General features: G+C 61.6%; 25 protein-coding genes. 3 read left to right on the forward strand and 22 right to left on the reverse strand.

The genetic code is table 11. The features are described 5' to 3' along the window. Positions 1-63 precede the first annotated feature (63 nt). The 5 genes from JN524_RS21970 to JN524_RS21990 form a co-directional block, all read right to left on the reverse strand. Positions 64-828 (reverse strand): ABC transporter permease, encoded by a 765-nt coding sequence (locus tag JN524_RS21970; protein WP_202370679.1) that lies wholly within the window; start codon positions 826-828, stop codon positions 64-66. Further along, a complete protein-coding gene (locus JN524_RS21975; protein WP_202370680.1) occupies positions 828-2,027 on the reverse strand; it encodes an ABC transporter substrate-binding protein in 1,200 nt (399 codons plus the stop codon). Before JN524_RS21975 ends, JN524_RS21970 begins: the two co-directional genes overlap by 1 nt. Continuing rightward, complete coding sequence (locus tag JN524_RS21980; protein ID WP_202370681.1) at positions 1,993-2,835, reverse strand: ABC transporter ATP-binding protein; 843 nt, start codon at positions 2,833-2,835, stop codon at positions 1,993-1,995. Before JN524_RS21980 ends, JN524_RS21975 begins: the two co-directional genes overlap by 35 nt. Continuing rightward, positions 2,832-3,902 carry an acyl-CoA dehydrogenase family protein gene (locus JN524_RS21985; RefSeq protein WP_202370682.1) on the reverse strand — a complete coding sequence of 357 codons (1,071 nt, stop codon included), beginning with the start codon at positions 3,900-3,902 and terminating at the stop codon, positions 2,832-2,834. The genes JN524_RS21980 and JN524_RS21985 overlap by 4 nt, the downstream gene beginning before the upstream one ends. Positions 3,903-3,966: 64 nt before the next feature. Then, positions 3,967-4,512: a carboxymuconolactone decarboxylase family protein gene (locus tag JN524_RS21990; protein ID WP_202370683.1), complete on the reverse strand. Its 546-nt coding sequence runs from the start codon at positions 4,510-4,512 to the stop codon at positions 3,967-3,969. Between the two features lie 103 nt (positions 4,513-4,615). Between JN524_RS21990 and JN524_RS21995 the strand changes: the two genes are divergently transcribed. Both JN524_RS21995 and JN524_RS22000 read left to right on the forward strand, forming a co-directional pair. After that, complete coding sequence (locus tag JN524_RS21995; RefSeq protein ID WP_202370684.1) at positions 4,616-5,527, forward strand: AraC family transcriptional regulator; 912 nt, start codon at positions 4,616-4,618, stop codon at positions 5,525-5,527. Positions 5,528-5,892: 365 nt separating this feature from the next. Beyond that, complete coding sequence (locus JN524_RS22000; RefSeq protein ID WP_202370685.1) at positions 5,893-6,354, forward strand: DUF3574 domain-containing protein; 462 nt, start codon at positions 5,893-5,895, stop codon at positions 6,352-6,354. Here JN524_RS22000 and JN524_RS22005 read toward each other — a convergent pair. From JN524_RS22005 to ycaC, 13 genes are all read right to left on the reverse strand, one after another. Next, a complete protein-coding gene (locus tag JN524_RS22005) occupies positions 6,351-7,715 on the reverse strand; it encodes an APC family permease (RefSeq protein ID WP_202370686.1) in 1,365 nt (454 codons plus the stop codon). The genes JN524_RS22000 and JN524_RS22005 overlap by 4 nt on opposite strands. Positions 7,716-7,756: 41 nt before the next feature. Next, complete coding sequence (locus JN524_RS22010; RefSeq protein WP_202370687.1) at positions 7,757-10,144, reverse strand: TonB-dependent receptor plug domain-containing protein; 2,388 nt, start codon at positions 10,142-10,144, stop codon at positions 7,757-7,759. A 674-nt stretch (positions 10,145-10,818) separates the two neighbouring features. Beyond that, complete coding sequence (locus tag JN524_RS22015) at positions 10,819-11,484, reverse strand: sulfite oxidase-like oxidoreductase (RefSeq protein ID WP_202370688.1); 666 nt, start codon at positions 11,482-11,484, stop codon at positions 10,819-10,821. Positions 11,485-11,552: 68 nt separating this feature from the next. Next, a complete protein-coding gene (locus JN524_RS22020) occupies positions 11,553-12,608 on the reverse strand; it encodes a substrate-binding domain-containing protein (RefSeq protein ID WP_202370689.1) in 1,056 nt (351 codons plus the stop codon). 31 nt (positions 12,609-12,639) lie between these two features. Continuing rightward, positions 12,640-13,665, reverse strand: coding sequence for an ABC transporter permease subunit (locus tag JN524_RS22025; protein WP_202370690.1), 1,026 nt, complete (start codon positions 13,663-13,665; stop codon positions 12,640-12,642). Then, positions 13,658-15,208: a sugar ABC transporter ATP-binding protein gene (locus JN524_RS22030; protein WP_202370691.1), complete on the reverse strand. Its 1,551-nt coding sequence runs from the start codon at positions 15,206-15,208 to the stop codon at positions 13,658-13,660. The genes JN524_RS22025 and JN524_RS22030 overlap by 8 nt, the downstream gene beginning before the upstream one ends. An 8-nt stretch (positions 15,209-15,216) precedes the next feature. Further along, on the reverse strand, positions 15,217-15,888 hold the full coding sequence (locus JN524_RS22035; protein WP_047599773.1) for a methionine ABC transporter permease: 672 nt from the start codon (positions 15,886-15,888) through the stop codon (positions 15,217-15,219). Then, positions 15,885-16,685 (reverse strand): methionine ABC transporter ATP-binding protein, encoded by an 801-nt coding sequence (locus JN524_RS22040; protein WP_202370692.1) that lies wholly within the window; start codon positions 16,683-16,685, stop codon positions 15,885-15,887. The genes JN524_RS22035 and JN524_RS22040 overlap by 4 nt, the downstream gene beginning before the upstream one ends. Beyond that, the gene (locus JN524_RS22045) at positions 16,682-17,491 is read right to left on the reverse strand and encodes a MetQ/NlpA family ABC transporter substrate-binding protein (protein ID WP_202370693.1); all 810 of its coding nucleotides are present in this window, start codon (positions 17,489-17,491) and stop codon (positions 16,682-16,684) included. The genes JN524_RS22040 and JN524_RS22045 overlap by 4 nt, the downstream gene beginning before the upstream one ends. 27 nt (positions 17,492-17,518) lie before the next feature. Further along, positions 17,519-18,571, reverse strand: a complete 1,053-nt coding sequence (locus JN524_RS22050; RefSeq protein ID WP_202370694.1) for an isopenicillin N synthase family dioxygenase — start codon at positions 18,569-18,571, stop codon at positions 17,519-17,521. A 197-nt stretch (positions 18,572-18,768) separates the two neighbouring features. After that, entirely contained in the window at positions 18,769-19,296 is a 528-nt protein-coding gene (locus JN524_RS22055; RefSeq protein WP_202370695.1) for a hypothetical protein, read from the reverse strand. A 155-nt stretch (positions 19,297-19,451) separates the two neighbouring features. Next, a complete protein-coding gene (locus JN524_RS22060) occupies positions 19,452-20,387 on the reverse strand; it encodes a Gfo/Idh/MocA family protein (RefSeq protein ID WP_202370696.1) in 936 nt (311 codons plus the stop codon). Between the two features lie 201 nt (positions 20,388-20,588). Beyond that, positions 20,589-21,221 carry an isochorismate family cysteine hydrolase YcaC gene (gene ycaC / locus JN524_RS22065; protein ID WP_007966399.1) on the reverse strand — a complete coding sequence of 211 codons (633 nt, stop codon included), beginning with the start codon at positions 21,219-21,221 and terminating at the stop codon, positions 20,589-20,591. Positions 21,222-21,531: 310 nt separating this feature from the next. On the opposite strand from ycaC, the gene JN524_RS22070 reads away from it, so the two are divergent. Beyond that, positions 21,532-22,290: a helix-turn-helix transcriptional regulator gene (locus tag JN524_RS22070; protein WP_202370697.1), complete on the forward strand. Its 759-nt coding sequence runs from the start codon at positions 21,532-21,534 to the stop codon at positions 22,288-22,290. Positions 22,291-22,351: 61 nt separating this feature from the next. On the opposite strand, the gene JN524_RS22075 is transcribed toward JN524_RS22070, so the two are convergent. The 4 genes from JN524_RS22075 to macA all read right to left on the reverse strand — a co-directional run bounded on the left by JN524_RS22075 (position 22,352) and on the right by macA (position 26,941). Further along, on the reverse strand, positions 22,352-22,711 hold the full coding sequence (locus JN524_RS22075) for a DUF6124 family protein (RefSeq protein WP_202370698.1): 360 nt from the start codon (positions 22,709-22,711) through the stop codon (positions 22,352-22,354). Between the two features lie 139 nt (positions 22,712-22,850). Then, positions 22,851-23,225, reverse strand: a complete 375-nt coding sequence (locus tag JN524_RS22080) for a DUF6124 family protein (protein ID WP_202370699.1) — start codon at positions 23,223-23,225, stop codon at positions 22,851-22,853. Between the two features lie 609 nt (positions 23,226-23,834). Beyond that, entirely contained in the window at positions 23,835-25,790 is a 1,956-nt protein-coding gene (locus JN524_RS22085; protein WP_202370700.1) for a MacB family efflux pump subunit, read from the reverse strand. A gap of 2 nt (positions 25,791-25,792) precedes the next feature. Further along, the gene (gene macA / locus JN524_RS22090) at positions 25,793-26,941 is read right to left on the reverse strand and encodes a macrolide transporter subunit MacA (RefSeq protein ID WP_098968301.1); all 1,149 of its coding nucleotides are present in this window, start codon (positions 26,939-26,941) and stop codon (positions 25,793-25,795) included. Positions 26,942-26,951 lie beyond the last annotated feature (10 nt).

A 26,951-nucleotide genomic window follows, 5' to 3' on the forward strand; every position in this document is an offset into this window, starting at 1 on the left:
CCAGCTCCCACAGGGCTTTATTGCGGGATTGCGCGCAGGGAGCGAGCCTGCTCGCGAAGAGGCTCAGGCCGGCGCCCAGCGCCGATGCAGCCAGCGCGCCAACGCATCCAGCGCAAAGCCCAGCACACCGATCAGCAGCACCATCGCCATCAACTCCGAATACGCCAGTCGATCACGCGTATCGAGGATGAAGTAGCCCAACCCGGCACTGACCCCGAGCATCTCGCACGGCACCAGCACGATCCACAGAATGCCGATCGACAACCGCACCCCGGTCAGCACATGGCCGAGCACGCCGGGCAGGATCACCTTGCGCAGGGTTTCCCAACGGGTGGCGCTAAGACTACGACTGAGTTGCAGCCAGCGCGGGTCGAGCTGGCGCACGCCGGCCACGGTGTTGAGCAGGATCGGCCACACCGCAGCGAAGGTCAGCAGAAAGTAGATCGGCTGATCGCCAACGCCCATCAGCATCACCACCACCGGCATCCACGACAGCGGCGAAATCATCCGCAAAAACTGAAACGCCGGGGTGGTCGCCGATTCCAGATGCCGGTAGCTGCCGATCATCAAGCCCAGTGGCACGCCGATCAACAGCGCCAGCAGCAGACCGACCAGAATCCGCTTCAGGCTGACCAGCACATGCTCGTACAGCTCCGGGCGCAGCAGCAGTTCGCCAAGGCTGGCCAAGGTTGCCTCGGGTGAAAAACGCAGCGCCAGGCTGTCGTTGCCGCCGAACATGTGTACACCCAGCCACCACAGCAGCAACAGGCCCAACAGCCCCGCCACACCCAACAAACCGTGTACGGTCGAAGAAGATCGCTGACGCATCAGAGGCTGAACTCCTCGCTGCGATCAAAGCTTTCCGGCAGGCCGAAAGTCTGCATGCCGCCGACCGCAGCGATGGCATTGCGCACGAAGCGGTCGTCCACCAGATCCCTTGCGGTTTGCTGCGGATCGAGGTTGGCAAGGAAACCCTTGTCGCCCTCGATCAACGTGTCCTTCAGGCGCTTGACCAGTTCCTCGGTGTAGCTGGGGAACGGGTACGGTTGAAAGTCGATGCGCTGCTCGTCCCAATGGCTGTGCTGAATCGCGCCGCTGGCCAGATATTGCTCGCGGTCGCTGGTGGCCGGCGACAGCACCCGGTCGAGCACCGGTTGCGCGTGCGGCGTATAGCGATTGGCGCCGTCCTTGGACAGCAGTTTCGCCGCCTCGGCGCGGTTGTCGCGGGTCCAGACCTGCGCCTTGACGATGGCGTTGACCACTTTCTGCGACCACTCGGGGCGGTTGTTCAGATCCTGCTCGTGCATGAACACCACGCAGCAGGCGTGATTGCGCCAGACGTCGCCGGTAAAGCGCTGCACGCGGCCAACCTTGAGTTCCTCGGCCAGGGCGTTGAACGGCTCGGCGACGATGTAGCCGGCGATGCGTTTGCTCGCCAGGGCCGGCGGCATGTCCGACGGCGGCAGCACCAGCAGATTGACCTCGTTCGGCGCCAGCGCGGCGCTCGCCGATTTGCTCACCGGCACCAGACCGTGGTCGCGGAACAGCTGTTGCACCACCACGTTATGGATCGAATACCAGAACGGAATCGCCACTGATTGCCCGCCCAGTTGCTTGACCTCGGTGATGCCCGGCGCCACGGTCAGGCCCGAGCCGCCGACGTGGTTCCACGCCACGACCTTGGCCGGCACCTTGCTGCCGTAACGCGCCCACACGGTCATTGGCGACAGCAGGTGAATCACGTTGACCTGCCCGGAAATGAACGCCTCGATCACCTGCGCCCAACTGCGCAACAGCACCGGGCGCTCAGCCTGGATGCCTTCGGCTTCGAACAGGCCATTGTTATGCGCGACCAGCAGCGGCGTGGCATCGGTGATCGGCAGATAACCGATGCGCACCGGCGCGTTCGGCTCGGACGCGGCGCGCGCGTTGAGGCTGTTGAGCAACGGTAACGCGCCGCCAGCGGTCAGCAGCGCGCTGAGTTTGAGGAAGTCACGACGTGTGTGAGTGAAGTCGTCCAGGCACATGGTCAATCTCCGACGTAGCGGGCACAGGTTGAGTGAGGGGGTTGCGGCTCGCCCGCCGAAGGGTTTTGAGGATGTCGATGCGCAGCGCACCCAGTTCCTCGACCAGCGCGGCACGCGGCTGAGGCAGGTCGATGCGCCACTCGCCGAGGATGTGCGCCGGGCTGTTACCCAGTAGCAGAATCCGCTCGGAAAGCAGCAGGGCTTCGTCGATGTCGTGGGTGATCAACACGGCTGCGGTGTGGTGCTCGGCAATCAGTTGCAGAAGCAACTGCTGCATGTCGGCGCGGGTGATTTCATCCAGCGCACCGAACGGTTCATCGAGCAACAGCACCTGCGGCTGACGGGCCAGACACCGCGCCAACGCTGTGCGTTGGGCCATGCCGCCGGACAACTGCGCCGGGTGCTGCTGACGCGCATGTTCGAGGCCGACCGCAGCAATGGCGTGGTCGATCCGCGCCTTGCGCTGCTCGGCCGTGAGATGCGGCTGGCGGGCGAAGTCGAGACCGAAGGCGACGTTTTTTTCCAGGGTCAGCCACGGCAACAGGCTCGGGTCCTGAAACGCCACCGCCACCCGTGGATGTGCGCCGGTCAGTGGCTCGCCAAGCAGGCTCACCCGACCCTGTCGCGGCGCCTGCAGACCCGCCAGCACTCGCAGCAGACTGGATTTGCCAACACCGCTGGGGCCAAGAATGGTCACCACTTCACCGGGCTGCAGTTGCAGGTCGAAGTGTTCCAGCACCGTGTGCCAGCCCTCCTCTCGCGGGTAACCGAGGCTGATGCCCTGCGCCTCCAGCACCGGCGCGGTCATGCCATTGCTTCCCGTTTCTGCCGCTGCAATTCAGCGCGTAGCTGCACCAGGCTCGGAGTGACGATCGGCACGAACGCCGACTCACGCCAGCGCCGGGCGAAACCACTGCCGTGCTCGGTCAGATAGGCCTTGCCGCCGCTGGACTGCAATTCCAGTTGCACCGCATTGGCGGCGGATTCGGCCAGCGCGATGCGGATCTGGAACAAGGCGCCCGGCTGGGTCAGGAAACGTCCGTCGTGCAGACCCTGCTTGAGCGCATCGACGCTCTGCGCCAGTTGCTCGCGTTGTTCCTGCAACGGCTCCAGCAGAATCGAACGGCCGTCCTGCAAATGCCCTTCGACCTCGGCCAGCGCCCGTCGCGCCAGACCAATCGCCATGCCGCATTGCAAGCCGAGAAACGCCGGGCGCACCGCTGGCAGAAACTTGCGCGCATCTTCATGCAGCAACCATTCGCGAGCGACCGCGACTTGGGCGAAATCGATGGCGGCAGTGTTGCTCGATTGCAGCCCCATCAGTTGCAGATCGGCGGAACGTTTTACGCCGGCAGCGTCATCGGCGATCGCCAGCACGAACGGCGAACCACCCTCCTCGTGCTCAATCGCCGCCGCCACCACGAAACCGGTTTGGCGCAGATTGGTCACCCAATGCAGGCGCCCGTTCAAGGTCCAGCCGTCTGCGGTGTCGGCGGCGCGCACTTGCAGTGCCTCGATGCCCGACAGGTATTTCATCGCGTTAGACAAACCGGTGGCGCCGGCCAGTTCGCCGCTAAGCAACGCCGGCAGCAGTTTTTCCCTCAGCGCAGTGTTGGGGCTGTGCAACAGGTATTCGATGAAGGCCCGCTGGCCCCAAAACACAAATGCCGCCGCCAATGAATGGCTGGCGACGGCGGCCAGGGTTTCCACGGCATCACTGACGTGGCCACCGCTGCCGCCCAGCGCCGGGCTGATGCCGACCCGTAGCACCCCGGCCTGCGCCAGTTGCGTCAGCACCTGTTGCGGATCGCCGTCGCCCGCATCCAGGGCTTGGGCGTTGTGTTCCAGCCATTGCATCAATACCGGATTGAGCATGTCGTTTCTCTCCTTGTACGCAGCCGCATCAACCATAGACGATGCGGCCTGAAGCGCTGGCCAATTACGCGCGATACGGCGCCAGCTCGGGATTGAGCGGCGTGTCGGCGAACACGTTGGCGAAGTTGCACAGGGTCGCCAGGCTGATGCCGAGGATCACTTCCAGCGCATTGCCTTCGGTGTAGCCGGCAGCCTTGAATTGGTTGAAGGTCTGGTCGCTGACCTTGCCCCGGGTGGCAATCACTTCGCGGGCAAACGCGGCCAGGGTTTCCAGTTTTTCCACGGGCACGGTGGCTTTCTCACGCAGCGCACTGACCACTTCCGGCGGCAGTTTGGCCTTATTCAGCGCCACGGCGGTATGACCTGCGACACAGAAATCGCAACCATGGTTGGTGGCCGCAATCAGTTGCACCACTTCGCGCTCGGCAAGGCTGAGTTCGGACTTGCCATTGAGCGCCGATACCGTAACGTAGGTTTCCAGCGCGGCCGGGGCATTGGCCAGCACGGCCAGCAGGTTCGGAATGAATCCGGAGTTCTTCTGAGCGTTTTCCAGAAACGATCTGGCGGCTTCGGGAGCGCTTTGCACGGTGTGTAGAGTAACGCGCGACATGGAGTGGACTCCTGCTGTTGAGTGTCCGGCCAGTCTGTTGGTTATAAAAATTTCGATCCATATTCTAAAGTAGCGATTACTTGCTCCTGAGTGTTTCCATTAGATGATTTCGTCCAGCCCCCTGGTTGATTGGTTATTAGAAAGCCTCGAACTCGATGCCAGCCTGTTCCACGTCGGCCGCTATTGCGGTGGCTGGCATGCGAGTACGCACGGGCTGGCGCGCGCCAGTTTTCACTTGATCGTGCAGGGGCGTTGCTGGCTGCACATTAACGGGCAGGAGCAGTCGGTAGCGTTGAACGCCGGGGATGCGGTATTTCTGCTGCGCGATCTGAACTACCGCCTCTCCAGCGCCGAAGAGACGGCCCTCGCCCAGATCCTGCCACGTATTGCCATGACCGCGCTCGACAGTCAGGCACAGGATGGCGTCGGGCTGGTCTGCGGGTTCTTTCATTTCAAGTCCGGGCTGTCGTCGCTGATCATCGAAGGCCTGCCGGACTGGATCATCCTGCGCGCGGGCGATCCGTCTTCCAGCGCGGCGCGAGCCTTGTTCGAGTTGATCCTGCAAGAGTGCGAACGCCTGCCGGCGCCCTCCTCGGCGCTGCTCGAACGCTTGAGTCATCTGCTGTTTTTGTATGTGTTGCGCCAACAGATGGCCGACAACCAGCGCCTCGGCGGCCTCGTGGCTTTGGCGCGCAATCCGCAGTTCGCGCCGTTGCTGGACCAGTTGATCGAACAGCCGCAATTGCCGTGGTCGCTGGAGAGCATGGCGGCGAGTATCGGCCTGTCGCGCTCGGCGTTTTTCAAACGCTTCAACGAACTGGCCGGGCAATCGCCGGGGCAGGTATTGCTGGCGTTGCGCATTCGGCATGCCTGCCAGTTGCTGCGGGCCAATCACACGGTGGAACAGGTGTGCGCGGCCGTGGGCTATCAGTCGATCGCCGCATTTACACGAGCGTTTGCCAAGTCGGTGGGGGTGCAACCGGGGGCTTATCGCAAGCAGCATGAGGGGCGCTGAGCGGCATATTTTTAGCTGGCGTTTCTCAGCGTCGATCAGCGGATTTGTGCGTACCACACAACCTGTGGGAGCTGGCTTGCCAGCGATGGCGGCGGTACATCCAGCATCTTTATTGCCTGACACACCGCTTTCGCTGGCAAGCCAGCTCCCACAAGGGAGATGTTTCGATCAACGGATCTGTGTACACCGCAAAAACCTGTGGGAGCCGGGCTTGCCCGCGAAGGCGGCGGTACATTGAGCATCCAGGACTCGTTGGTTTCTTATTCCATTAATCAACCAAAAAACCACTTTTTAATCTTTTATCGCTATTAACCTCGCCCCTTATAATTGCGCGTCTGCACTTAACTCATAACAAGGGATATTCCATGCAAAGACGCCTGTTACTGGCTGCACTGTTTGTCGCTGTCGCCGGGTGCGCCAGTCCTCCTGCTGTTTCGGTGCACACCAAAGACCCTTCCAGTTCGACCCTGCAAGGCGACGCCTCGCGCCCGGCGCAGGCGCAGTGGATTCGCACCGAGCTGTACTTCTCGGTAGGCACGGTGGATGGCAAGGAAGGCGCCGTCAGCCCGGCGCGCTGGCGCGCGTTTCTCGACAAGGAAGTGACGTCGCGGTTTCCCGACGGTTTCACCGTGTTCGATGCCTATGGGCAGTGGCGTGATCATGGGGCGAAGGAGCCGGAGCGGCTGAGCACCAAGGTGATTGTGATCCTGCACGAGAACAATCCGCAGAACGCCGGCAACATCGAAGCGATTCGTTTGGCGTACAAACGCATTACCGGGGACTTGTCGGTACTGCGTCTGTCGCAACCTGCCGAGGTATCGTTCTAATCGCTGATCTGTCCGAGAGCTTGCCGAGGCGTCGACGCCAGGCGGCTCAATCCCGCCAGCAGCAGCGCACCGACCAGCAACACGCCAATCCCCAGAAACGCGCCCCACCCCACCACCGTCACGCTCGAATAGAGCATGTACAGGCACAGTCCGAAAAACACCAGCGGCAACAGCGGGTACAACGGCACCCTCACCGGCCTCGGCACCTCAGGGAAACGCCGGCGCAGGATGATCAACGCCAGGCTGCTGAAGCTCAGAAACAGCCAGTACACCGGGGTCAGGTACTCGACCATGGTGTTGAAGCCGCTCTGGGTGAAACTGCCGAACAGCACCAGCAACAATGCCACCGCGCCCTCCGCCAGCAAGGCTTTGCGCGGCACGCCGTCGCGTTCGTGCCACTCGCCGAAACGACGCAACTGCGACACATCGCGAGCAGCGGCATAGGTGGTGCGGGCGCCGACCAGCAAGGTCGAGTTGATGGTAGCGATGGCCGCGATGCCGACCATCAGCAGAATCAGCAGCACCCCCGGCGCACCGAATGCACGGTTCAACAGCTCCACCGCCGGTGCGTTGCTCGCTGCCAGTCCAGCGAAACCCAGGCCTCGCACAAACGCCCAGTTCAGCGCCAGATAAATCGCCATCAGCAGCGTCAGCGCACCGAGCATGGCGATGAAAATCCCTCGCCGCCCGTCGCGCACTTCCGCCGATAATGTGGCCGCATCGCTCCAGCCACCAAACGCCAGAAACACGAAAATCATCGCCGCCGAAAACCCGGCCATACCGGTGTTTTCCGGCGTGACCGAAACGCTCGGTGGCGGTGCTTCAATCCCCTGCCACGCCAGCCACACACCGGCGCTGGCGATGCTCAGAAAGCCCAGCGCCAACAAGCCCACCAGCAAGGTCTGAGTGATGAAACCGATGTGCTTGCCAGTGAGATTGAGCAGCACCAACGCGGCGATCACCCCGCCGGCAAACATCCCCAAACCGTACCGACCGAGCGGTACCACGGCATTGACGTAATCAGCAAACATGAACGCCGACAAAGCGATCCAGCCGGTGTGCATCACCGAGAAGCGCGACCAGGCGAACAGGAAACCCATGCGCTCGCCATAGGCCGTGCGCAGAAAGTGATAGTCGCCGCCAGGATGTGGAAACGCCGTGGCCATTTCGGCAAAGCACAACGCCCCGGCCATCGACGCCAGGCCGCCGAGCACCCAGACCCAGTAGAAATATTCCGGCCCGACGTTCAGCGCAACGGTCGGCGCGGTCTTGAGGATGTCGGTGGTAATCACCATGCCCAGCGTGATCAGCAATGCCTGCAGCACCGGCAGGTGACGCTTGGGGCCGTTGGAGTGATTCATTGAGTGTCCCGCAGAAGATCCGCCGTCCATGGCGGTTCGGCTCAGAAGCCATAGGTGGCGCTGGCGTAGTAGTAAGCGCCGTTGGTGCCGATCGGCGACAGCACGTCATACGGCAGGTTGCCGCCGTAGTTGATCGCCGAGCCGGAGCGCTCCGGGTAGTTGTCGGTGAGGTTGTTGCCGCCCAGGGCGACGCTGAATTTCGGGGTGAATTTGTAGGTCACCTCGGCATCCAGTTGCCACACCGCGCCATAGGTCTGCTCCGGTTGCGAGTCGCCAAAGTCGAACACGCGAGTGGTCTCGCCCTGACGGGTCAGACGCCCGAGCAGGCCCCAGTGTTCGCTGGCCCAGTTGGCGGAAAACACGAAACGATCCTTGGGCGCAGCGTCAGTCAGGGTATTGGTTTCTTCAACGCCGACCAGTGCATCGTTGCCGATACCCAACGCCGTCAGTTGCGAAGGCGTGCCTTTGGTGCTGGTGACTTTGGTGTGGTTGTAGGTGTACGCGGTGGTCAGGCCCAGTTGCCCTTCATACAGCGGCTGATGGTAGTTGAGCACCAGCTCGGCACCGTGGGTGCTGGTGTCGGCGGCGTTGGTGAAAAAGTTGACGTCATGCACCCCGGCCACGCCGAAGTTGTCGTTGATGTATTGCTCCATGGCGTCACTGCCGATGCGCTGCGACAGGGTGATGCGATCCTTGACGTCGATGCGGAATACATCGAGCGAGGCATCGAAGCGTTCGTTGAGCTGAAAGGTCAGGCCGAGGCTGAAGTTCTTCGAGGTTTCCGGATCGAGCTTTTGCGCACCCAGCGCACGCGCGATCGGGTCGTTGACCGAAAGCACGCGAATATCGGTGAGCGTGCCGCCTTCGCCAAAGTTGCTGGTGGTGTTCTGGAACCCGCTCTGCGCCAGCGACGGCGCGCGGAAGTTGTTCGACACCGCACCGCGCAGCGCCCACTGCTCGGTCAGTTTGTAGCGACCACTGAGCTTGCCGGTGAGTTTGCTGCCGGCATCGTCGTAATGTTCCCAACGCGTGGCGGCGTCGACGAAAAATCGGTCAGTCAGATCGCCCGAAATTTCCGCGTAGGTGGCAAACACGTTGCGGTCCAGGTCCGACTCTTCGCTGGGGCGCAGGCCGTTGGCGCCGTCAGCACCGGAGCCGATGTAGGAGGCCTCGTCACCGGCGTAGGTCAGGTAGTTTTCGTAGCGGTATTCACCGCCCAGCGCCAGCACGAACGAGCGTCCGCCGAGGCGCAGTTCGCGGCTGAAATCGAGGTTGGTGGTGGTCTGACGCAGCTCGTAATCGCCGGTGTCGAACTTCGTTGGTGAGTCCGCGCCGAGGCTGACGTTGAGCGTGCGGCGAGTTGATGAATCGAAGCGGTTGCGGCCATGGGTGACGCTGCTGTCGAAGTCCCAGTCTTCGCCGATCATGCCTTTGAAACCGGCGGTGGCTGAAACATCCTTGTTGTCGCCCAGCGACTGCGGCAGGTAGCCGTTGGGATAGAACTGCGGCTGCTCGTAGGGGTAGCGATAGAATTCGGCGCCGGTGGTGTGGCGCTGGTTGTAAGTGCCGAAGCTGTAGGCCTTGCCGCCGGCCAGTGGCAGCTCGCTGTTGAACCACAGGTTGACGTCCCGCGCCAGGCCGTCGCCCATCACGTAGTTGCGCTGGTCCGGGGTATCGGCAAACCCGTCGAAACCGGCGCGGTTGGTCGGGTTGCGATTTTTGTACTCGGTGCCGCCACGAATGAACCCGCCCTCTTCGCCCAGGCGCGTGCCGATCTTGGCCGTGGTCACGCTGTTCTGGCCGTCGGTGGTGGTTCTGCCGATGGCGTCCTGATGGGTGTGAAACGCGCCGTAGCTGGTGGACACTTCACCGCCCTCGGGCGCGTCGTCGAGGATGATGTTGATCACCCCGGCAATCGCATCGGAACCGTACTGCGCACCGGCGCCGTCGCGTAGCACTTCGATGCGTTTGATCGCGCTGATGGGGATCGAGTTGAAGTCCACCGGCGCCGTACCGCGACCGATTTTCGACGAGTCGTTGACCACCGCTGAAGTGTGACGACGCTTGCCGTTGACCAGCACCAGCACCTGATCCGGGCTCATGCCGCGCAGCTGTGCGGCGCGCACGTGGTCGGCACCACCGGAGTTGGACTGACGCGGCATGCTGAACGATGGCAGCAAGGTTTGCAGCGCCTGGCCCAGCTCACCGTCGGCCGCGCCGGTGGACTTGAGATCGGCGGCAGTCAATATGTCAACCGGCACCGGAGAATCGAGCACCGTGCGAGCAGTGCCACGGGTGCCAGTGACCAGCACGGTACCCAGCCGTGTGTCATCGTTAACGCGCGTGGAAGTGTCTTCGGCTTGCGCCGGAACTTGCCAGATCGCACCGACCACCGCGATGGCCAGTAATGAACGGGAACGCTGATACATGTGACAGCTCCTTTATCGCAGCTAATACCCGGCCGTTGCCGACAATAAAGGGTCGGCAATCAATGCGCGGCAATGTCTGCTGTAGTTGTAGAAATCAGGAAGGCGGTGAAGGCTTTTTAACGTGATGAGTGAGTGAAGCGCGGAATCCCCAAAGTTAGTTATTTCCCCTTGAACACCGATGCTAGACGGGCCGAAGGCCTGCCGTAAAAGAACCAATAACACTTAGGTTAGATCGGGCTGATTAACTGTATTTAGTCCAACACAAGTGTTGCTGGACAAACACCGAAGCCGTAACTAACACCAACTAATTCGAGATCAGACAAAGGTCTTTTGTAGGAGTGAGCCTGCTCGCGATAGCTATCGTTCAGTCACCGAAAATATCGACTGGGCTGGCCCCTTCGCGAGCAAGCCCGCTCCCACAGGTTTGACGGGGTGAACACTGACTTCTCATCCACCACAGTTCCAATGTAGGAGTAAGCCTGCTCGCGATAGCGGTGTATCAGCCACCGAAGCAGTTGAATGTTCGGGCCCCATCGCGAGCAGGCTCACTCCTACAGGTTGATCGGGGCGAATACATTGCTTTCATCCACCGCAGATCCAATGTGGGAGCGGGCTTGCTCGCGAAGGGGCCAGTCCAGTCACCCGAGATGTTGACTGCAAACATGCGCAAACCTTTAGTCGAATTCCTTTTCCAGCCAGGCATCCGCGGCGATGTCCAGGGCCTGTGCACTAAAGCGTTGCTCCGTAAACGGATCGGCGTGCAGGTGAAAGCCGTTGCGCTCCCAGAAGCCGGGTTGTTCTTCGTCGACAAACTCCAGACCGCGCAACCATTTGGCGCTTTTCCAGAAGTAGCGCCCGGCGACCACCAGCCGCAGCGGCCAGCCGTGCTGGGCGGTCAAGGGTTGGCCGGCGTAATGGGTGGCGAGCAGGCTGTCCGGGTGCAGCAGGTCGTCGAGTGACAGGTTGGTCTGGTAATCGTGATCGGCGTGGGCCATGACAAAACGTGAAGCGGGCTGGATCCCGAACTCGCTCAGCAGATCCTGCAGATGCACCCCGCTCCACTGCGTGTCGAACTTCGACCAGCGTGTCACGCAATGAATGTCACATTGCAACTCGCGCTGCGGCAACCTTTGCAGGTCAGCAAAACTCAACTCGACGACACGCCCGACCTTGCCGAACAGGCGCAGTGACCAGGTTGCCAATTCATACTCCGGCACCGTGCCTTCGTGGAGGATCGGGAACCGCTCCGTCAACACCTGCCCCGGCGGCAAGCGTTGACCGAGCGCCGGATCAGCCTTGGGTGCGCGGCTGTTGCGCAAGCGCATGGCTTTGTTGTGCATATTCACTCCCAAGCGCGTCAGGATGCCTGCCGCGCATACAGCGCATCACCCGGTGATAACGGCTGCATTCAGTTCGCCACAGGAATCCACTCGGCCCGCGCCACGTTGGCGGTATCACCGAACGCCGGCAGCTTCTGCGCCAGGTCGCGGACGTTTTTCACGTCCAGATCGAGCAACTGCTGACGGGTGATCAGGGTCGGTGGTACCAGCACCTGATGCCCAGGATTTTCGCCAGCAATCAACATCGCCAGACTGCGCACGCTGATCGCCCCCGCCACTTGCGGATTGACCGCGGCGGTCGCCGCCCAGGCGCTGTCCGGTTCTTTCATGATCTGAATGTCGGCGGTGGAAATGTCGGCGCTGTAGATCTTCACCTTGCGCCCCAGACCGGCCTCGTCGACGGCGATCTTCGCGCCTTTGGCAAACTCGTCGAACGGCGCGAAGATCACGCTGATATCCGGATTGGCGCGCAGCACTGCGCTGGCCTGATCCGCCACCGAGTTGGCAATCGGCGGGTTGAGCGTGCCGAAACGCGCCTTCTCGATGATGCCCGGATTGGCCTTTTTCACCTGACTCCAGATCTCGTCGCGGCGCTCCATCGGCGTGAAGCCGCTGATGTACACGTAACCGGCATCGAACCGCGTACCGTTGTCCTTCACCGCCTGATCCAGCGCCAGTCGCGCCAGTGCATGGTGATCCTGCTCGACCTGGGTCACTTGCGGGCTGTTCAGATCGACGTCGAACGCCACCACCTTGATGCCTTTGGCGATCGCCCGGTCAATCGGTCCCTTGAGGGTTTCCGCCAGGCCCAGTTGCACGATGATCCCGTCGACGCCGAGGTCGATCGCCTGATCGATCATCTCGCCCTGACTCGCCGCCTGCTGCCGCGCATCGAACACCCGCAGATTGGCCCCCAGCGCCTCGGTCTGTTTCTCCACGCCGCGCAGGTACGCCTCGGGAAAGTCCCCGGAAAACAGATAGCCGACCAACGCGATCTGCACCTGCCCCTTGTCGAACGGCGCCGGAGCACCCGGCAATGCCTTGGCCTGAGCGCTCAAAGCCAACGCCGAGAGCACCGCGCCGGCGAGGCAATGGCGTGCGAACCGCTTGATTGAACCGTGCATACATCTTCCTTGCGGCGACAAATGAACCGGCTCAGCGCGCCCGATGCGCGAGGCCGAAGGTGAACATCAGGGCCAGCACCAGCACCAGTCCCTTGACGAAATCCTGCGCGTAATACGGCGCGTTGAGCATGGTCAGGCCATTGAGCAGCGACGCCACCAGCAGTGCGCCGACCAACGTGCCGAACGCATTGGGCTTCTTCGCTCCGAGCACGGCAAAACCGATTAGCGCCGCGCCGAGGGCGTCGAGCACCAGACCGTTGCCGGAGCTGACATCCCCCCGACCCAGGCGCGCCGCCAACAGCAATCCGCCGAGCGAGGCAAGCAATGCCGACAGCACGTAAGCGAGCAACTTCAAGCGCTGTACCGGCGCACCTGCCAATCGCGCCGCCTGCTCGTTGCCGCCAATCGCATAAAACAATCGGCCGATGCGCGTGCGCTCAAGAAACAGCCACACCGCCAGCGCCACCAGCGCCGTGATCAACACCGGAACCGGCACCACCTCCCACAAACGTCCGCGGCCGAGGGCGAGAAACGCCGCACTGAAGGTGCCTTCGGTTTCCACGCCACTGGGCAAGGTCATGCCCACCGCAATCGAGCGTCCGCCCGTGGGAATCAGTTGCACGCCAATTACCAGAAACATGTTGCCCAGCGTCGCGAGAATGTCCGGCACCCGCAGCTTGACGATCAGCCAGCCATTGAGCAGCCCGACCAGTGCGCCACCGGCCAGACTGATCAGCACCGCCGGCACCGCGCCCCAGCCGAGCACCACCATCACGTAACTGGCGATCATCAGGCTCATCGCTGCCACCGCCCCAATCGACAGATCAAGTCCGCCGACGGCCATGGTCAGCGTCACACCAAGGGCCAACAGCGCGACGATCGACACCGACTGCAAGATGCTGAACAGATTGCCGACGCGCAAAAACGCCGGCTCCGCGACACTGAAAAACACCACGATCAGCGCCAGCAGCCACAACAGGCCGTAGCGGATCAGCGCGTGCAACAGGCGCTCGGCGGGTGCCGTAGCGGACGACAACAATGAACTCGAATCAGGCACTCGCTCTGCTCCTTGGCGTGGCATGAAAGGGATTTTCGCTAGCGTCGCTGCCGGCCAGCGCGGCGACCAGGGTCGCGCGTTCAAGGCCGGCGCGCGGGTATTCGGCGACCACCGCGTGATCGCGCACCAACAGAATGCGGTCGGCGATTTCCAAGGCTTCATCGACATCGGCGCAAATCACCAGGGTTGCCCGGCCGCCGGCACTGTCGCGCAGCAGTTGGCCGATTTCGCGGCGGGCGCGCACGTCGACGCCCTGAAACGGCTCATCGAGAATCAACACCCGCCCGTCCCCGAGCAGCCAGCGACCCAGCACAACTTTCTGTTGATTGCCGCCGGACAGCGCACTCATCGGCACCTCGATGCCGGCGGTCTTGATCCCCAGCGCCGCGACTTGCGCCTCGACCGCTGCAGCTTCGGCGCGGTTGCGAATGAACCCGGCACGGGTGAAGCGCTGCAGAAACGGCAGCGTCAGAGTCCGGCGCAGGGAGAAATCCGGCACCAGCGACTGACTAGCGCGATCCTCCGCCGCGAGAAACACACCGCTGCGAATCGCCGCCCTTGGCGAACCCGGCAGCCATTCCACGCCATCCAGCTGCAGGCTGCCGGCCACGGCTTTGCGCAAGCCGAACAGCACTTCGGCAATCTCGCTTTTACCGGCGCCGAGCAGCCCGGTCAGCACCACCACTTCGCCTTGGTGCAGGTCGAAATCGAAACGCCTGGAGCGCGGCAAAATCTGCAAACCGCGCACACCAAGGACTTTTCGGCCCACGCTGCCGGGCGTGTAGACATGCCCGTCCAGCGCCTGCCCGAGCATGGCGTGCACCGCTTCCGGCAACTGCCGCGCACTGAACTCTCCGGCCAGTCGCCCATCGCGCAGGACAATGGCGCGATCCGCCACCCGTTGCAGGTCGGACAAGCGATGGGAGATGTAAACAATCGCCACGCCACGGCTGCGCAGGGTGTCGATCAGACCGAACAGCCGTTGCGCCTCGGCGTCCGACAACGCGGCGGTCGGCTCATCGAGAATCAGCAGACGCGGCTGCAAGGCAAAGGCCCGCGCCAGCACCACCAACTGCCGTTCGGCCTGGCCGAGGTCTTCGATCGGCTGCTCCAGCGGCAACACCAGCCCCAATCCGGCGGCAATACTCGCGGCGCGCTCCAGCAGGCGTTTGCGATTGAGCCAGAAGTCTGCGTCGGGTTTGCACAACTCATCGAGCAGCAGGTTTTCCGCCACGCTCAAACCGGGCGCAATGCCCTCGTTGATCTGCTGATGCACCGCGACAATCCCGACCCGACGTGCCGACAGCGGCGAGCTGAATTGCCGGGGCTGACCGTCGATGTAAATCTCGCCGCCATCGCCGCGCTGGCTGCCGGCGAGAATCTTCACCAGCGTCGATTTGCCGGCACCGTTGGCACCGAGCAACGCCAACACTTCGGCGGGATGAATCTGCAGGCTGATGCGATCCAGTGCGCGGTTCGAGCCGAAGCTCTTGCTCAGATCACGCACTTGAATCAGCGGCGCGCGGGCCACGACGACACTCATAAAATTCCTTAACGTCGATGGGCCAGCGAACGCACCAGTCGGTCGCCCAGGCTCTGCACGCCCTGCACCAGAATGACCAGCACCACCACGGTGGCGACCATCACTTCATTGTTGAAACGCTGATAGCCGTAACGGATCGCCAGATCACCGAGGCCGCCACCGCCAATCACCCCGGCCATGGATGAAAAACCGATCAGCATCACCAGCGTCAGGGTGATCCCCGCCAGTAGTGCCGGCAGCGCTTCGGGCAGCAGCACTTTGAAAATCACATGACGGATATCGCCGCCCATGGCGAGGATCGCTTCGATCCGGCCCTTGTCGACTTCATCCAGCGCGTTCTCGACGATCCGCGCGAAAAACGGAAACGCGCCAATGGTGATCGGCACCACCGCAGCGGTGCTGCCCAGGGTCGTACCAACCAGCAGACGCGTCAGCGGAATCAGCGCAATCAGCATCACCACAAACGGCAGCGAACGCCCCAGATTGACCAGCGAACCCAGCGCGGCATTGAGCCGTGGCAGCGGCCACAGTCCGTCACGGCGACTGACGAACAGCAACACCCCGAGCGGCAAACCGATCAGCAGCGTGAACAGCCCCGCGAGCAAGACCATGTACAGGGTTTCGCCGGTGGCGTTGAACAGCAGTTGCAGGATTTCATCCCAGTTGATCGTGCGGTTCATGACTGGGCCGCCCGCACGCCGTATTGCTTGAGGAAGCTGAGACCAGGGATGTCGTGGCCCAGCGGCAGGCCGCAGGTTGGACGTAACGAAGTGCTGAGACTCGATTGCGCATCGGCGAGCAAACGCGGCACCGGGCCGGACTCGACCAGGCGCCCGTCCGCCATGTACGCCGCGTGATCGCAGATCGACTTGACCACGTCCAGCTCATGGGTGATCAGGACAATGGTCACGCCCAATTGCCGGTTGATGTCGCGCAGCAAGTCAAGAATCGACGTGGTGGTTTCCGGGTCCAGCGCACTGGTGGCTTCGTCCGACAGCAGATACGCCGGCTCGGCGGCCAGGGCGCGGGCGATCCCCACCCGTTGTTTTTGCCCACCGGACAACTGCGAGGGAAAGGCTTGCGCCTTGTCCGTCAAACCGACCAGTTCCAGCAGCTCGCGCACCCGCACATGGCGCCACGGTTTACCGACGTTGGCGATTTCCAGCGGCACGGCGATGTTGTCGAAGACGGTACGCGAATGCAGCAGATTGAAGCCCTGGAAAATCATGCCGATGCGCTGCCGCTGGCGGCGCAGGTCGCTGGGCGACAGATTCAGCAGGTCCACGCCGTCGATGAGAATTTGCCCGCTGTCCGGGCGTTCGAGCAGATTGAGACAACGCAACAGGGTCGACTTGCCTGCGCCGCTCCGCCCGAGGATGCCGTAGATCGCGCCGTCGGGAATACTCAGCGACACCTGATCCAGTGCCGGCGCGGCGGCTGACGGGTAGGTCTTGCTGACCTGCTCGACGACGATCATGGCTTGCCATCCTCCACCGGAATCACCGAGCCCTTGAAGTTATCGGTAATGTATTTCGCCACTTGCGGCGAGGTCAGGTCTTTGGCCAGTTGCGCAATGCGCGGATCGTTCTGCAGTGTCGGCGTGGTCACCAGAATGTTGGCGTACGGATTGTGCTCGGCCTTCTCCAGCCCCAGCGCATCCTGGGCTGGCACCAGTCCGGCTTCCAGCGCGTAGTTGCCGTTGATCACTGCGAGATCGACGTCGTCCAGCGCCCGAGGGATTTGCGGCGATTCGATTTCGAGGATCTTCAGCTGTTTCGGGTTCTCGGCGATGTCCTTGGGTGTGGCCTGATCGGCTGCCGGATCCTTGAAGCCGGGCTTGAGTTTGATCAGGCCGTTGTCCTGCAACAGGTACAGCGCACGGCTCAGGTTGGTGACGTTGTTGGGCACGGCGACGGTGCCTTTTTCCGGCACCTCGGCGAAGCTTTTGTGTCGGCGCGAATAGATGCCCAGCGGCTCGATATGCACCGTGGCGGCCACCGCGAGTTTCTGCCCCAGCGCTTGTTCCTGGGATTTCAGATAAGGCAGATGCTGGAAGTAATTGGCATCGACATCGCCATGCACCAGCAGCTCGTTGGAGTTCACGCCGTTGGGAATCTCGATGACCTTGAGGTTGAGTTGCGGATCGATTGTCTGGATGTACGCGAGAATCTGCGCGTGGGGCACCGGGTCGGCGGCCACGCGCAACGGCTCCAGTGCCTGCGCGCCGAACGAAGTCACCAGCGCGCCGAGCACGGCCAGGGTCAAACCTGCTTTTTTCAACATGTGCGGAGTCCTTGAGCGAGTGATGAATCAGGCGTTGGCGGTTTTACGAGCCGGTGCGGCGGGCATCAGCGCGTCGGCATAGAAGCGCCGGGCGACGTCGGGGTGCGAACGCAACCGTCCCTTGAGGTAGTTCCAGCCGACATCGCGAAACAACGGATTGAGCGGATCACTCGCCGGGCCACGCGCTTCGCGCAGCAGCGCGGTGGGCAACGGATACAGCGGCACCACGGCATCGAGTTGCGCGCCGAGGAAGAAGGCGATGGACAAGCGTTCGCTGCCTGCGGGCGGCGACACCACGCGGTGTACCGTGGCGCGCAGATAACCGTTGGTGGCCAGCTCCAGCAGTTCACCGATGTTCACCACCAGCGTGTTGTCGCGGGGCAGCGCATCGATCCAGCGCCCTTCCTCGACCTCCACTTGCAGACCGGCCTGCTGGTCTTGCAGCAGAAAGCTGAGGAACCCGGAATCCTTGTGCGCGCCGACGCCCTGCTGGCTCGCGCTAGCGGCCTGGCCTGGATAGCGCATCAACTTGATGTGTTCGTTGGGCTTGTCGCCGTACAACTGATCGAACGCGTCCGCCCGCAGCGACAGCGCCTGGGCAAAGGCACGCAGCAGACGCAACGCCATGCGCGTCATCGCCTGTTGCCATTCGAGCAGCAGCGGTTTTAGTTCTGGCAGCGCCGCCGGCCATTGGTTGGGCCCCTGCAAGCGCGCCCACAACGGACTGTCCGCGTCCAGCGGCAACGCTTCGCGCTCGGCGCCGAGATCGAACTGCTCACGCCAGTCGGGTTGACCACGGGTGATCTCGGAAGCGGCACGGTTGTAACCGCGAAAGTGCGGCGAATTGATCATGCCGACGGCGGTCTTTTCTTGCTCGGGCAAGGCGAAGAACTGCCGTGCGTGATCCTGCACCTGTTTGAGCAGGTGGCTGTCGATGCCATGGCCGGTGAGATAGAAAAAGCCGACGTCACGCGCGGCGTGACGCAGGTTTTCAAGAAATTCATAACGCTGTTGCGCGGTGCCTTCGAACAACGAAAGGTCCAGCGTCGGCAGCGTGGTGATATCGAGGGTATGCGGCATGATTCACTCCCGTGTGAACCAAACCTGAAGAGCCTTTGATCGATTCAGCGTGTGCCGTCATGGCAATCGGGGGTCTATCGGTTTGATGCGTTTGATTCGTCGTGAGACAAAACTAAACGATCTTAAAAACCACGAACAAATACCCTTTTTGCATTAGCTTAGGCCTGACGCTCAGGTTCGCCGTCATCGCGCAAACGCTACTTCTCCAACGGCAGGAATCTGAGGCAGGGAAATCCCGTCCTCATGCGCAGTTGCTGGATGGGTTGAACACTCTCCTGATCGCCAACCTTCTTCATCACGACTATCCCGCAATGGTATTGGTCATGGTTCAAGACAGGGATGAGACCAGGCTTGGTTTCACTCCAGAAGCCGCTTTTGACGAGGTACGTCGCGCCAGCCTGCGGTGTGAAGGCAAACGGAATCTGACACTGCGCGCCACCCACCACGTTGGTGTAATTCAGGACAAGTTCTTTGTCTACGGCGACTTTCGACTCGATGTATTCACCGTTAGAGGGCAGCGGGGTGAACCCCGCGTAGCAGGTTTTTTCGCTGAAGGTGATGGCGTCCAGTGTGGTGCCAGAGCCAAATTTCAAGCGAACAGTGGCCGAAGGCTCGTCCGCGCGAGGAAACTCATACTGCTTGCCCATGAAAAGTGAAGTGCAGCCACTGAGCACGACAGTGCCCGCCACCAGCGCGCACCCAGCCAATTTGCGAAACCCGAACATCAAGCGCTCCCTGATACCTTCGCCTCTCCCTGTGATGAGCAGGAGTCGGACCTGTTTGAATATTGCCTACGGTCTGACTCGGCTGCTTGCGCAAAAACTTAATGCCAACGTCAACCTTTCTCGACAGTCATCGAGGTGAGGGGCGCTTCAACTGATCAGCGGGCCGGGTCATAAAACGGCTCGACTGCCACCCGGCTGCCGACAAAGAAACTGTCAGCCACCAGCCGCAGTGGCTGCAGGTCCACATCGCTGGCCCGATCGCCAATCAGTTGCCGGAAGTGTCGATACACCGCGCTGTACTCGCCCTCTTCCGATACCGCCTGGCGCACGCCGTCGATGCTCAGCAGCGCCCCGCCGTTGTCCAGACGCAGCACCCCTTCGGCGCAGCGAATCTCGATGCTCCAGAGTTCGTCGTGACCGTGGTCGAAATCGAACTCCGCCTGCACGTCGAGCCTGTGCGCATCGGACATCTTGATCGACGCGGCAATCGGCGACTGGCAGTTGTCCGGTACGCGCAGTTCGGCGGACTTCACAAACAGTGGCTGCGTCAGCAAATAGGTGACAATCGACAAGGCATTGATGCCCGGATCGAAAACGCCCAGACCACCGGGTTGCCAGATCCACGTCTGCCCGGGATGCCACTTGCGCACGTCTTCTTTCCAGTCGATCTGCACGCTTTGCAACGTGCGGCTGGCGAGCCAGTCGCGGGCGGCTTCGATACCGGGGGCGTAGCGCGAATGCCAGGCGAACAACGCACTGACACCCTGTTGCTGCGCTTGACTGACCAGGGCCAGCGCCTCACCCAGCGTCGCACACGGCGGTTTTTCCACCAACACATGTTTGCCGGCGGCCAGCGCCTGCTGCACCAGTGCGAACCGACCTTGCGGCGGCGTACAAAACGCAATCGCATCCACCTCGGGGCCGTTCTCCAGCAACTCGCTCAACGAGTGAAAGTTCTCCACCCCGGCACAGGGTGCACCTTGCGTGGCGACCGCCACCAGACGAAATCCGGGATTGGCGTTGATCGCCGGAACATGTTGATCCTGGGCAATCTTGCCGTAGCCCACCAGACCGAGACGGATCGGTTGCATCAGTGACTCCTGTTTTTATCTTGTTGTCGTCAGCGAGTGCGCAGATTAGCCGTAAACGTCAGGGAATACCCAACTGAGTCTGATCAAAAAACCGCAGAAGCCAACGCTCGGTTCATCGCGCCGGGTAGTAACGCTGATGCAGCGGCGCAAACAAAGAAAGCCTGCTTTTCAGGGCAGGCTTTCACGTTCACAACTCTGCAGTCACTTCTGCTGCGCGGTCAATGCCGAGTAACTGTTCATCAAGTTCCGGTAGTTCGGAATCCGCTGCGACAGCAGATTGCCCAGCCCTTCGATGTCGTTGCGCCAGTCGCGGTGCAGCTCACAGGCGACCGAGAACCAGTTCATCATTTGTGCGCCGGCCTGGGTCATGCGGCTCCAGGCGGCTTGCTGGACGGTGGTGTTGAAGGTGCCGGAGGCGTCGGTGACGACGAATACGTCAAAGCCTTCGGCCAGTGCCGACAGGGTCGGGAACGCTACGCAGACGTCGGTCACGACACCGGCGATGATGATCTGCTTGCGGCCGGTGGCCTTGATCGCCTTGACGAAGTCTTCGTTGTCCCACGCGTTGATCTGGCCTGGGCGGGCGATGTACGGCGCGTCCGGGAACATTTCTTTCAGTTCCGGGACCAGCGGGCCGTTGGGGCCTTGTTCGAAACTGGTGGTGAGGATGGTCGGCAGGTTGAAGAATTTCGCCAGGTCGGCCAGCGCCAGGACGTTGTTCTTGAACTCGTTCGGCGAGAAGTCCTGAACCAGAGAAATCAGACCGGTCTGGTGGTCGACCAGCAGAACTACGGCGTCGTCTTTGTTCAGGCGGTTGTAGGTTGCAGTGCTCATGTTTGAATCCCTTTTCTTGGTTGAGGTAGTTGGCGTTGCGTTGAACATGGGCACAGATTACTGACACGACCGGAACCGATAAATCGGTTGAAAAGTGTTTCACTGTCAACTTGAAGCGGACAATCGAGTGACGCGCAAACTTGGTTGCAGTCGATGGCGAGGGGTTATGAGCTAATAACACCTTCATTAAACCGTCTTTCAAACGTTGTACTAGGATAGGATCCACATCCTGACATTGCGCCGACCAGGGAACATGCGCGACGCAGGTCAGGAATGGGACTGTTTCACCTGCAACTCATGGATGATGTTTATGAATTCACACCTGTTTCCCCACATCGGTAAAGTCATCGCAAGCACCGGCAGCCGGCACTTTCCGCGGATGCTGCATGACCTGATCCAGACACAACTGGCGGTGGACGCCACACACATTCGCCAGATGCGCGTCGAGCCGGTGGGCCGCCCCGCCCATCGCAACCTACCGGAACCCGGCAAAGACTCGGCCCAGCAGGCTGAAACGGTATTCTGCGAACAGATTGCCGCACGCTCGAGCGAGCCGATGGACCCGCCAGCCTCGGCCAGCGCCGATGCCTCGCAGCTGCACCTGACCCGGCGCAAGGACGGCTACCGCTACGTGATTTCGGTGTATCGCAACGACCAGTCGCAGCGATTCTCGGCTCAGGAGCAGAGTTTGTTGCAGGACATTTCTCCGGTGCTGTTGCCGATGCTGGAAAAACACATTCACGCCCTGCAACCCCAGCAGGCCAACACAGAAGACCCGTCGCCCGGCGCTGACGGCGCACAACAGGGCCTGGAAAACCTGCGGCTGCGCTTCAACGAGCGTTTACAGCAACTGGGCCTGAGCCTGTCCAATCGCGAAACCGAAGTGTGCATTGGCCTGCTCGCCGGGCGCACCGCGCCGGAACTGGCCGAGCAATTGCAGTTGAAGGTCAACACGGTGGAAAGCTACCTCAAACGCGCCGCGATCAAACTGGGGATCAGCGGCCGGCATTCGTTGATGCGCTGGATGTATTCGCCGGAGGACACCAGCCACGCCACCAGCGCAGCCTGAGTCCGTAGCTGAACAAAAAACTGCCGCCCTCCCCGGGCGGCGGTTTTTTTTCATTGGGGGCCTAATCCTTCGGCACAACTCTATCCAGCGCTTGATTCACCGCCAACTCCCCCAGCATCACCACTTGCGCAATGCCCAACACCGTATTGCGACCCGGCCCTACCAGCGTTCCGGCGAAATCACCAAGCATGACGGTAGCCGAGGCCAGGGATTCGCAGGCGTTGGCCAGCAGGGATTCGGTGTCGGTTTGCGGGTTGACCAGGAACATGCTGCTGGGGGTGTAAGGCGTCGCCATGATGTGCGCGGGCGCGAGGTAGTGATCGAGGGCGCGTTCGGCGGCTTCGTGGAGTTTTCTCGAGTTGAGGGATTCGTAGGGTGATACCGAGTCTGCGGCCGGCGGATTGGGTGGGGTTTCGGGCATCAGCGGGAACTCCGATCGAGGCACTTTGAAAGAATGATGACCTGTAGGAGCTGCCGCAGGCTGCGATCTTTTGATCTTGTTTTTAGAAGCAAAATCAAAAGATCGCAGCCTGCGGCAGCTCCTACAGGGGGCCGCGTGATTAGTTCGGGATGCGGCGGCCGTCCAGCACCCGGTTGACCATCAGTTCACTGAGCATGATCACCTGATGCAGCATCAGCATCGCCCGGCGCTGTGGGTTGTCGACGACGTCGCCGATATCGCGCGCCATGTCGCTGGCGGCCGCTAAGGATTCGCAGGCCTCGACCAGCAATGTTTCTTCGTCCACGGTGGGGTCGATGAGGAAGATTCTGTTCGCCTTGCATGACGAGGTTGAAGGGAGCGAGATCTTCAGTGCGCCGGGGTTGAGGTAGAAGTTGATGGCGCGGTCGGTTGCCGCTTTTATCTTCTGCGGGTCGAGGGCCGGGTCGTATGGGATCGGGTCGACATCTGGGGGGTTGGGTGTGGCTTTGAACATAAGTGACTCACTGTTTTAAATAAATGAGGAGCCATCACTCTCGCTACCAAACGAAGGGTGGCGGCCATTTGTGGGTTGGTAGACCGGTCAAAACAGTAAACCCGGCGCTCCCGAAGGAGCCCCACGCATGGCCACCATAAAAGCAGAGCCCCAATAACGGACCTGTAATGTGGCGCACGACTGTAATGAAACGGGCTACCAAACCCGATCACTGATTTTCAGTGACAGGGAAACGATATAGCCCGGCCCATAGCCGTGTAAGCCGGCGGATTCTGGCGTACGCGTAGGTAACGGCGCAAGGCGTTGTAGCCGTTATGGCGTAACGGTTCGTGTACTTTAAACGTGGTTGCAGGGGTGCGTTTATGGTGTGTGTGGAGAACCGGGATTGCTCCTGTAGTTTTGATGTCGTCTGGCAGACCGCTTTCGCGAGCAGGCTCGCTCCCACAGTTGGAACGAGTGCATTCAGTTGCAAGGTTGGTCGGCTTGTGGGCCGTCATCGCTGGCAAGCCAGTTCCCACAGTTGGAAAGCGAAAAACAGGGACGGGTTCATGACCCATCCCTTTCGATTTTTGCAGTTCAGGCACGAGCCCGGCCAATCAGCTTCGGCAATCAGTCCCGCGCCAGCGCCTCGATCGGATCGAGGCGCGATGCATTGCGCGCGGGGACGAAGCCGAAGACTATGCCGATCAGCGTCGAGCAGATCACCGCCGTCAGCACCGAGGCCATGGAGAACACCATCTCCCATTCCTTGATGAACAGCGAAAACAGGTGGCCGATGGCATACGACAGGGAAATGCCGATGGCCCCGCCGAGCAGGCAGACCATCACCGCCTCCACCAGAAACTGCTGACGGATGTCCGACTGCCGTGCGCCGACCGCCATGCGAATGCCGATCTCGCGGGTACGCTCGGTGACCGACACCAGCATGATGTTCATCACGCCGATGCCGCCGACCACCAGCGAAATCACCGCGATCAGCGACAGCAGCAAGGCCAGCGAACGGCTGGTTTTCTGCACGGTCTGCATCACGCTGTCGAGGTTATTGGTGTAGAAATCCTTGATGCCGTGGCGTTGCAGCATCAGTTGAGTGACGTGATTCTCCACGACTTTGCTCGACTGACCATCCTTGATGCGCACGCTGATGCTGTCGAGGAAGCGTTGGCCCAGAATACGGCCGGCGGCGGTTTCGTAGGGCACCCAGACGTTGAGGGTCTTTCCAGAGGCAAACAGGTTTTTGTTCTCGGCCGCCACGCCGATCACCGTGCATGGCAGGTTGCCGATCAGGATCACCTGGCCCAGCGGATCGACGCCCTCGGCGAACAACCGATGCCGGGTGTTGTAGTCGATCACCACCACCTGCGCCTGACGCCGGGCGTCGGTTTCGCTGAAGGTGATGCCCGCCTCCAGTTTGATTCCGCGAACCTGGAAATACTGATCACTGACACCGTTGATCTGCGCATCGAGGTCGATGTTGCGGTAACGCAAAAGCATGCTGCGGCCGACCACCGGGGTGGCGCTGTCGACGTAATACAGTTGATTCAGCGCGGTGACGTCGGCCGGCACCAGCGTCTCGATCGAGGCCGCGCGCTTGTCGCCGAAACTGCTGCCGGAATAGATATCGATGGTGTTGCTGCCAATCGCCGAAATGTCCTTGAGCACGTAATTTTTCGCGCCCTCGCCGATCGCCGAAATCGACACCACCGAGGTGATGCCGATGACGATTCCGAGCATGGTCAACAAGGTGCGCATGCGGTGCGAAATCAGCGCCACCCAGGCCATGTTGAAGGCCTCCTTGAACAGCCCGAGGCTGGCGACCAGGCGGCGGGTCGCCGGGGGTTTTGGTGGCACGTCTTCGCCCGGCAGTTGCCCGGTGTCGCGCTGGTTGCGCCGGTCGCTGAGGATTTCGCCGTCGCTGACTTCGATGATGCGCTCGGCATTGGCCGCGACTTTCGGGTCGTGGGTCACCAGAATCACCGTGTGCCCAGCCGCGTGCAGCTCCAGCAGGATGCGCATCACCTCTTTGCCGCTGGCGGTGTCGAGGGCGCCGGTGGGTTCGTCGGCGAGGATCACTTCCCCGCCATTCATCAAGGCCCGGGCGATACTCACCCGTTGCTGCTGACCGCCGGAGAGCTGGCTCGGCCGGTGGGTCAGGTGCCCATCGAGACCCAGTCGCGCCAACAACTCGCGGGCGCGGGCGTGGCGTTGCGGCGCGGGAATACCAGCGTAGATTGCCGGCATCTCGACGTTGTGCATCGCGCTCAGGTGCGGCAGCAAGTGATAGCGCTGGAAGATGAAGCCGAAGTAATCGCGGCGCAGCTCAGCCAGCGCCTGATCATCGAGGTCGCGGGTTTCCTGGCCATTGATCTTGTAGCTGCCGGCGGTGGCGTAATCGAGACAGCCGAGGATGTTCATCAGGGTTGACTTGCCGGAACCGGAGGCGCCGATGATCGCCACCATTTCTCCGGCATTGATCGTCAGGTTGATGTCCTTCAGCGCGAGAAACTCGCGGTCGCCGGCGGTGAAACTGCGGTTGATGCCAGTCAGTTGCAGCAACGCTTGCGTCATGCTCAAGCCCCCGCCACGGCGGGCAACGGATCACCGATCACCACCCGCTCGCCTTCGCTGAGGCCCTGATTGATCTGCACTTTGACGTTGTTGTTGATCCCGGTCTGCACGTTGCGCGACTGCGCCTGGCCCTTGGCATCGAGCACCCGCACCGGAAAGCTGCCATCGGCGTTGCGTGGCCCAAGCGCGGCCACCGGCACGGTCAGCACCGATTGCGCGGTATCGAGGACGATGCGCACTTGCGCGGTCATCGAGATACGCAAGCGATGGTCGGGATTGGGCACCTCGAACAGCGCGTTGTAGAACACCGCGGTGTTTTGCTTCGGGGTGCCGGCCGGCGGCGTTTCGAGGAAGTTTTGCGGCGCCGGCTCCGTGCCACGCAGCTTGCCGTAATAGCGTTTGTCCTCGCCGAGGATGGTGAAATACACCTGCTGCCCCGGCGCGATATGAATCACGTCGGCTTCCGACACTTGGGCCTTGATGGTCATGGTGTCCAGATCCGCCAGTTTCAGCAGGATCGGCGCCAACTGGTTAGCAATCACGGTCTGGCCTTCCTGGGTGACGATGCCGACCACGTCGCCGTCGATCGGCGCGACGATCCGCGTGTACGCGAGATTGACCTTGGCGGTATCGATCTGGATGTGCGCACTTTTGATCTGCGCGTCCAGCGACAGCAGATTGGCCTGCTGCACCTCGTAGTCCGATTGCGCGGTCTCGAAATCCTGACGCGAGATCGACGCGTCTTCCTGCAGGTTCTGATAGCGCTCGTAGATCGCTTTGGTCTGTTTGAGCTGGGCCTGCGTGGCGCGCTTTTGCGCCTGCAGGTTTTCCTCATCGACCTGCGCCTGACGCAGGGTGTTCTGCAGCACCAGCGGATCGATCTCGGCCAGCCACTGGCCCTTCTTCACCTTGTCGCCCACCTTGACCTTGAGCGACTTCAACTGCCCCGACACCTGGGCACCGACGTCCACCTGCTTGACGCCCTCCAGCAAACCGGTGGCGAGCACAGTGTTTTCGATATCCGAGCGTTCGACCGGGGCGGTCTGGTATTTCGGCGCTTCGGCCGGTGCCTGCACCGTGTACAGCACCAACCCGGCCACCGCCGCCAACGCCAACCCCATACCGACTTTGCGCAACTTCGACTTTTCCATAAATAACCAC

Source organism: Pseudomonas sp. MWU318, from assembly GCF_016756945.1.
Taxonomy (GTDB): Bacteria; Pseudomonadota; Gammaproteobacteria; order Pseudomonadales; family Pseudomonadaceae; genus Aquipseudomonas; species Aquipseudomonas putida_A.

Excerpts from the sequence above, each read along its gene's own strand:
- JN524_RS21970 (WP_202370679.1), bottom strand. The coding sequence starts at position 828 with ATGCGTCAGCGATCTTCTTCGACCGTACACGGTTTGTTGGGTGTGGCG.
- JN524_RS21975 (WP_202370680.1), bottom strand. The coding sequence starts at position 2,027 with ATGTGCCTGGACGACTTCACTCACACACGTCGTGACTTCCTCAAACTC.
- JN524_RS21980 (WP_202370681.1), bottom strand. The coding sequence starts at position 2,835 with ATGACCGCGCCGGTGCTGGAGGCGCAGGGCATCAGCCTCGGTTACCCG.
- JN524_RS21985 (WP_202370682.1), bottom strand. The coding sequence starts at position 3,902 with ATGCTCAATCCGGTATTGATGCAATGGCTGGAACACAACGCCCAAGCC.
- JN524_RS21990 (WP_202370683.1), bottom strand. The coding sequence starts at position 4,512 with ATGTCGCGCGTTACTCTACACACCGTGCAAAGCGCTCCCGAAGCCGCC.
- JN524_RS21995 (WP_202370684.1), top strand. The coding sequence starts at position 4,616 with ATGATTTCGTCCAGCCCCCTGGTTGATTGGTTATTAGAAAGCCTCGAA.
- JN524_RS22000 (WP_202370685.1), top strand. The coding sequence starts at position 5,893 with ATGCAAAGACGCCTGTTACTGGCTGCACTGTTTGTCGCTGTCGCCGGG.
- JN524_RS22005 (WP_202370686.1), bottom strand. The coding sequence starts at position 7,715 with ATGAATCACTCCAACGGCCCCAAGCGTCACCTGCCGGTGCTGCAGGCA.
- JN524_RS22010 (WP_202370687.1), bottom strand. The coding sequence starts at position 10,144 with ATGTATCAGCGTTCCCGTTCATTACTGGCCATCGCGGTGGTCGGTGCG.
- JN524_RS22015 (WP_202370688.1), bottom strand. The coding sequence starts at position 11,484 with ATGCACAACAAAGCCATGCGCTTGCGCAACAGCCGCGCACCCAAGGCT.
- JN524_RS22020 (WP_202370689.1), bottom strand. The coding sequence starts at position 12,608 with ATGCACGGTTCAATCAAGCGGTTCGCACGCCATTGCCTCGCCGGCGCG.
- JN524_RS22030 (WP_202370691.1), bottom strand. The coding sequence starts at position 15,208 with ATGAGTGTCGTCGTGGCCCGCGCGCCGCTGATTCAAGTGCGTGATCTG.
- JN524_RS22035 (WP_047599773.1), bottom strand. The coding sequence starts at position 15,888 with ATGAACCGCACGATCAACTGGGATGAAATCCTGCAACTGCTGTTCAAC.
- JN524_RS22040 (WP_202370692.1), bottom strand. The coding sequence starts at position 16,685 with ATGATCGTCGTCGAGCAGGTCAGCAAGACCTACCCGTCAGCCGCCGCG.
- JN524_RS22045 (WP_202370693.1), bottom strand. The coding sequence starts at position 17,491 with ATGTTGAAAAAAGCAGGTTTGACCCTGGCCGTGCTCGGCGCGCTGGTG.
- JN524_RS22050 (WP_202370694.1), bottom strand. The coding sequence starts at position 18,571 with ATGCCGCATACCCTCGATATCACCACGCTGCCGACGCTGGACCTTTCG.
- JN524_RS22055 (WP_202370695.1), bottom strand. The coding sequence starts at position 19,296 with ATGTTCGGGTTTCGCAAATTGGCTGGGTGCGCGCTGGTGGCGGGCACT.
- JN524_RS22060 (WP_202370696.1), bottom strand. The coding sequence starts at position 20,387 with ATGCAACCGATCCGTCTCGGTCTGGTGGGCTACGGCAAGATTGCCCAG.
- ycaC (WP_007966399.1), bottom strand. The coding sequence starts at position 21,221 with ATGAGCACTGCAACCTACAACCGCCTGAACAAAGACGACGCCGTAGTT.
- JN524_RS22070 (WP_202370697.1), top strand. The coding sequence starts at position 21,532 with ATGAATTCACACCTGTTTCCCCACATCGGTAAAGTCATCGCAAGCACC.
- JN524_RS22075 (WP_202370698.1), bottom strand. The coding sequence starts at position 22,711 with ATGCCCGAAACCCCACCCAATCCGCCGGCCGCAGACTCGGTATCACCC.
- JN524_RS22080 (WP_202370699.1), bottom strand. The coding sequence starts at position 23,225 with ATGTTCAAAGCCACACCCAACCCCCCAGATGTCGACCCGATCCCATAC.
- JN524_RS22085 (WP_202370700.1), bottom strand. The coding sequence starts at position 25,790 with ATGACGCAAGCGTTGCTGCAACTGACTGGCATCAACCGCAGTTTCACC.
- macA (WP_098968301.1), bottom strand. The coding sequence starts at position 26,941 with ATGGAAAAGTCGAAGTTGCGCAAAGTCGGTATGGGGTTGGCGTTGGCG.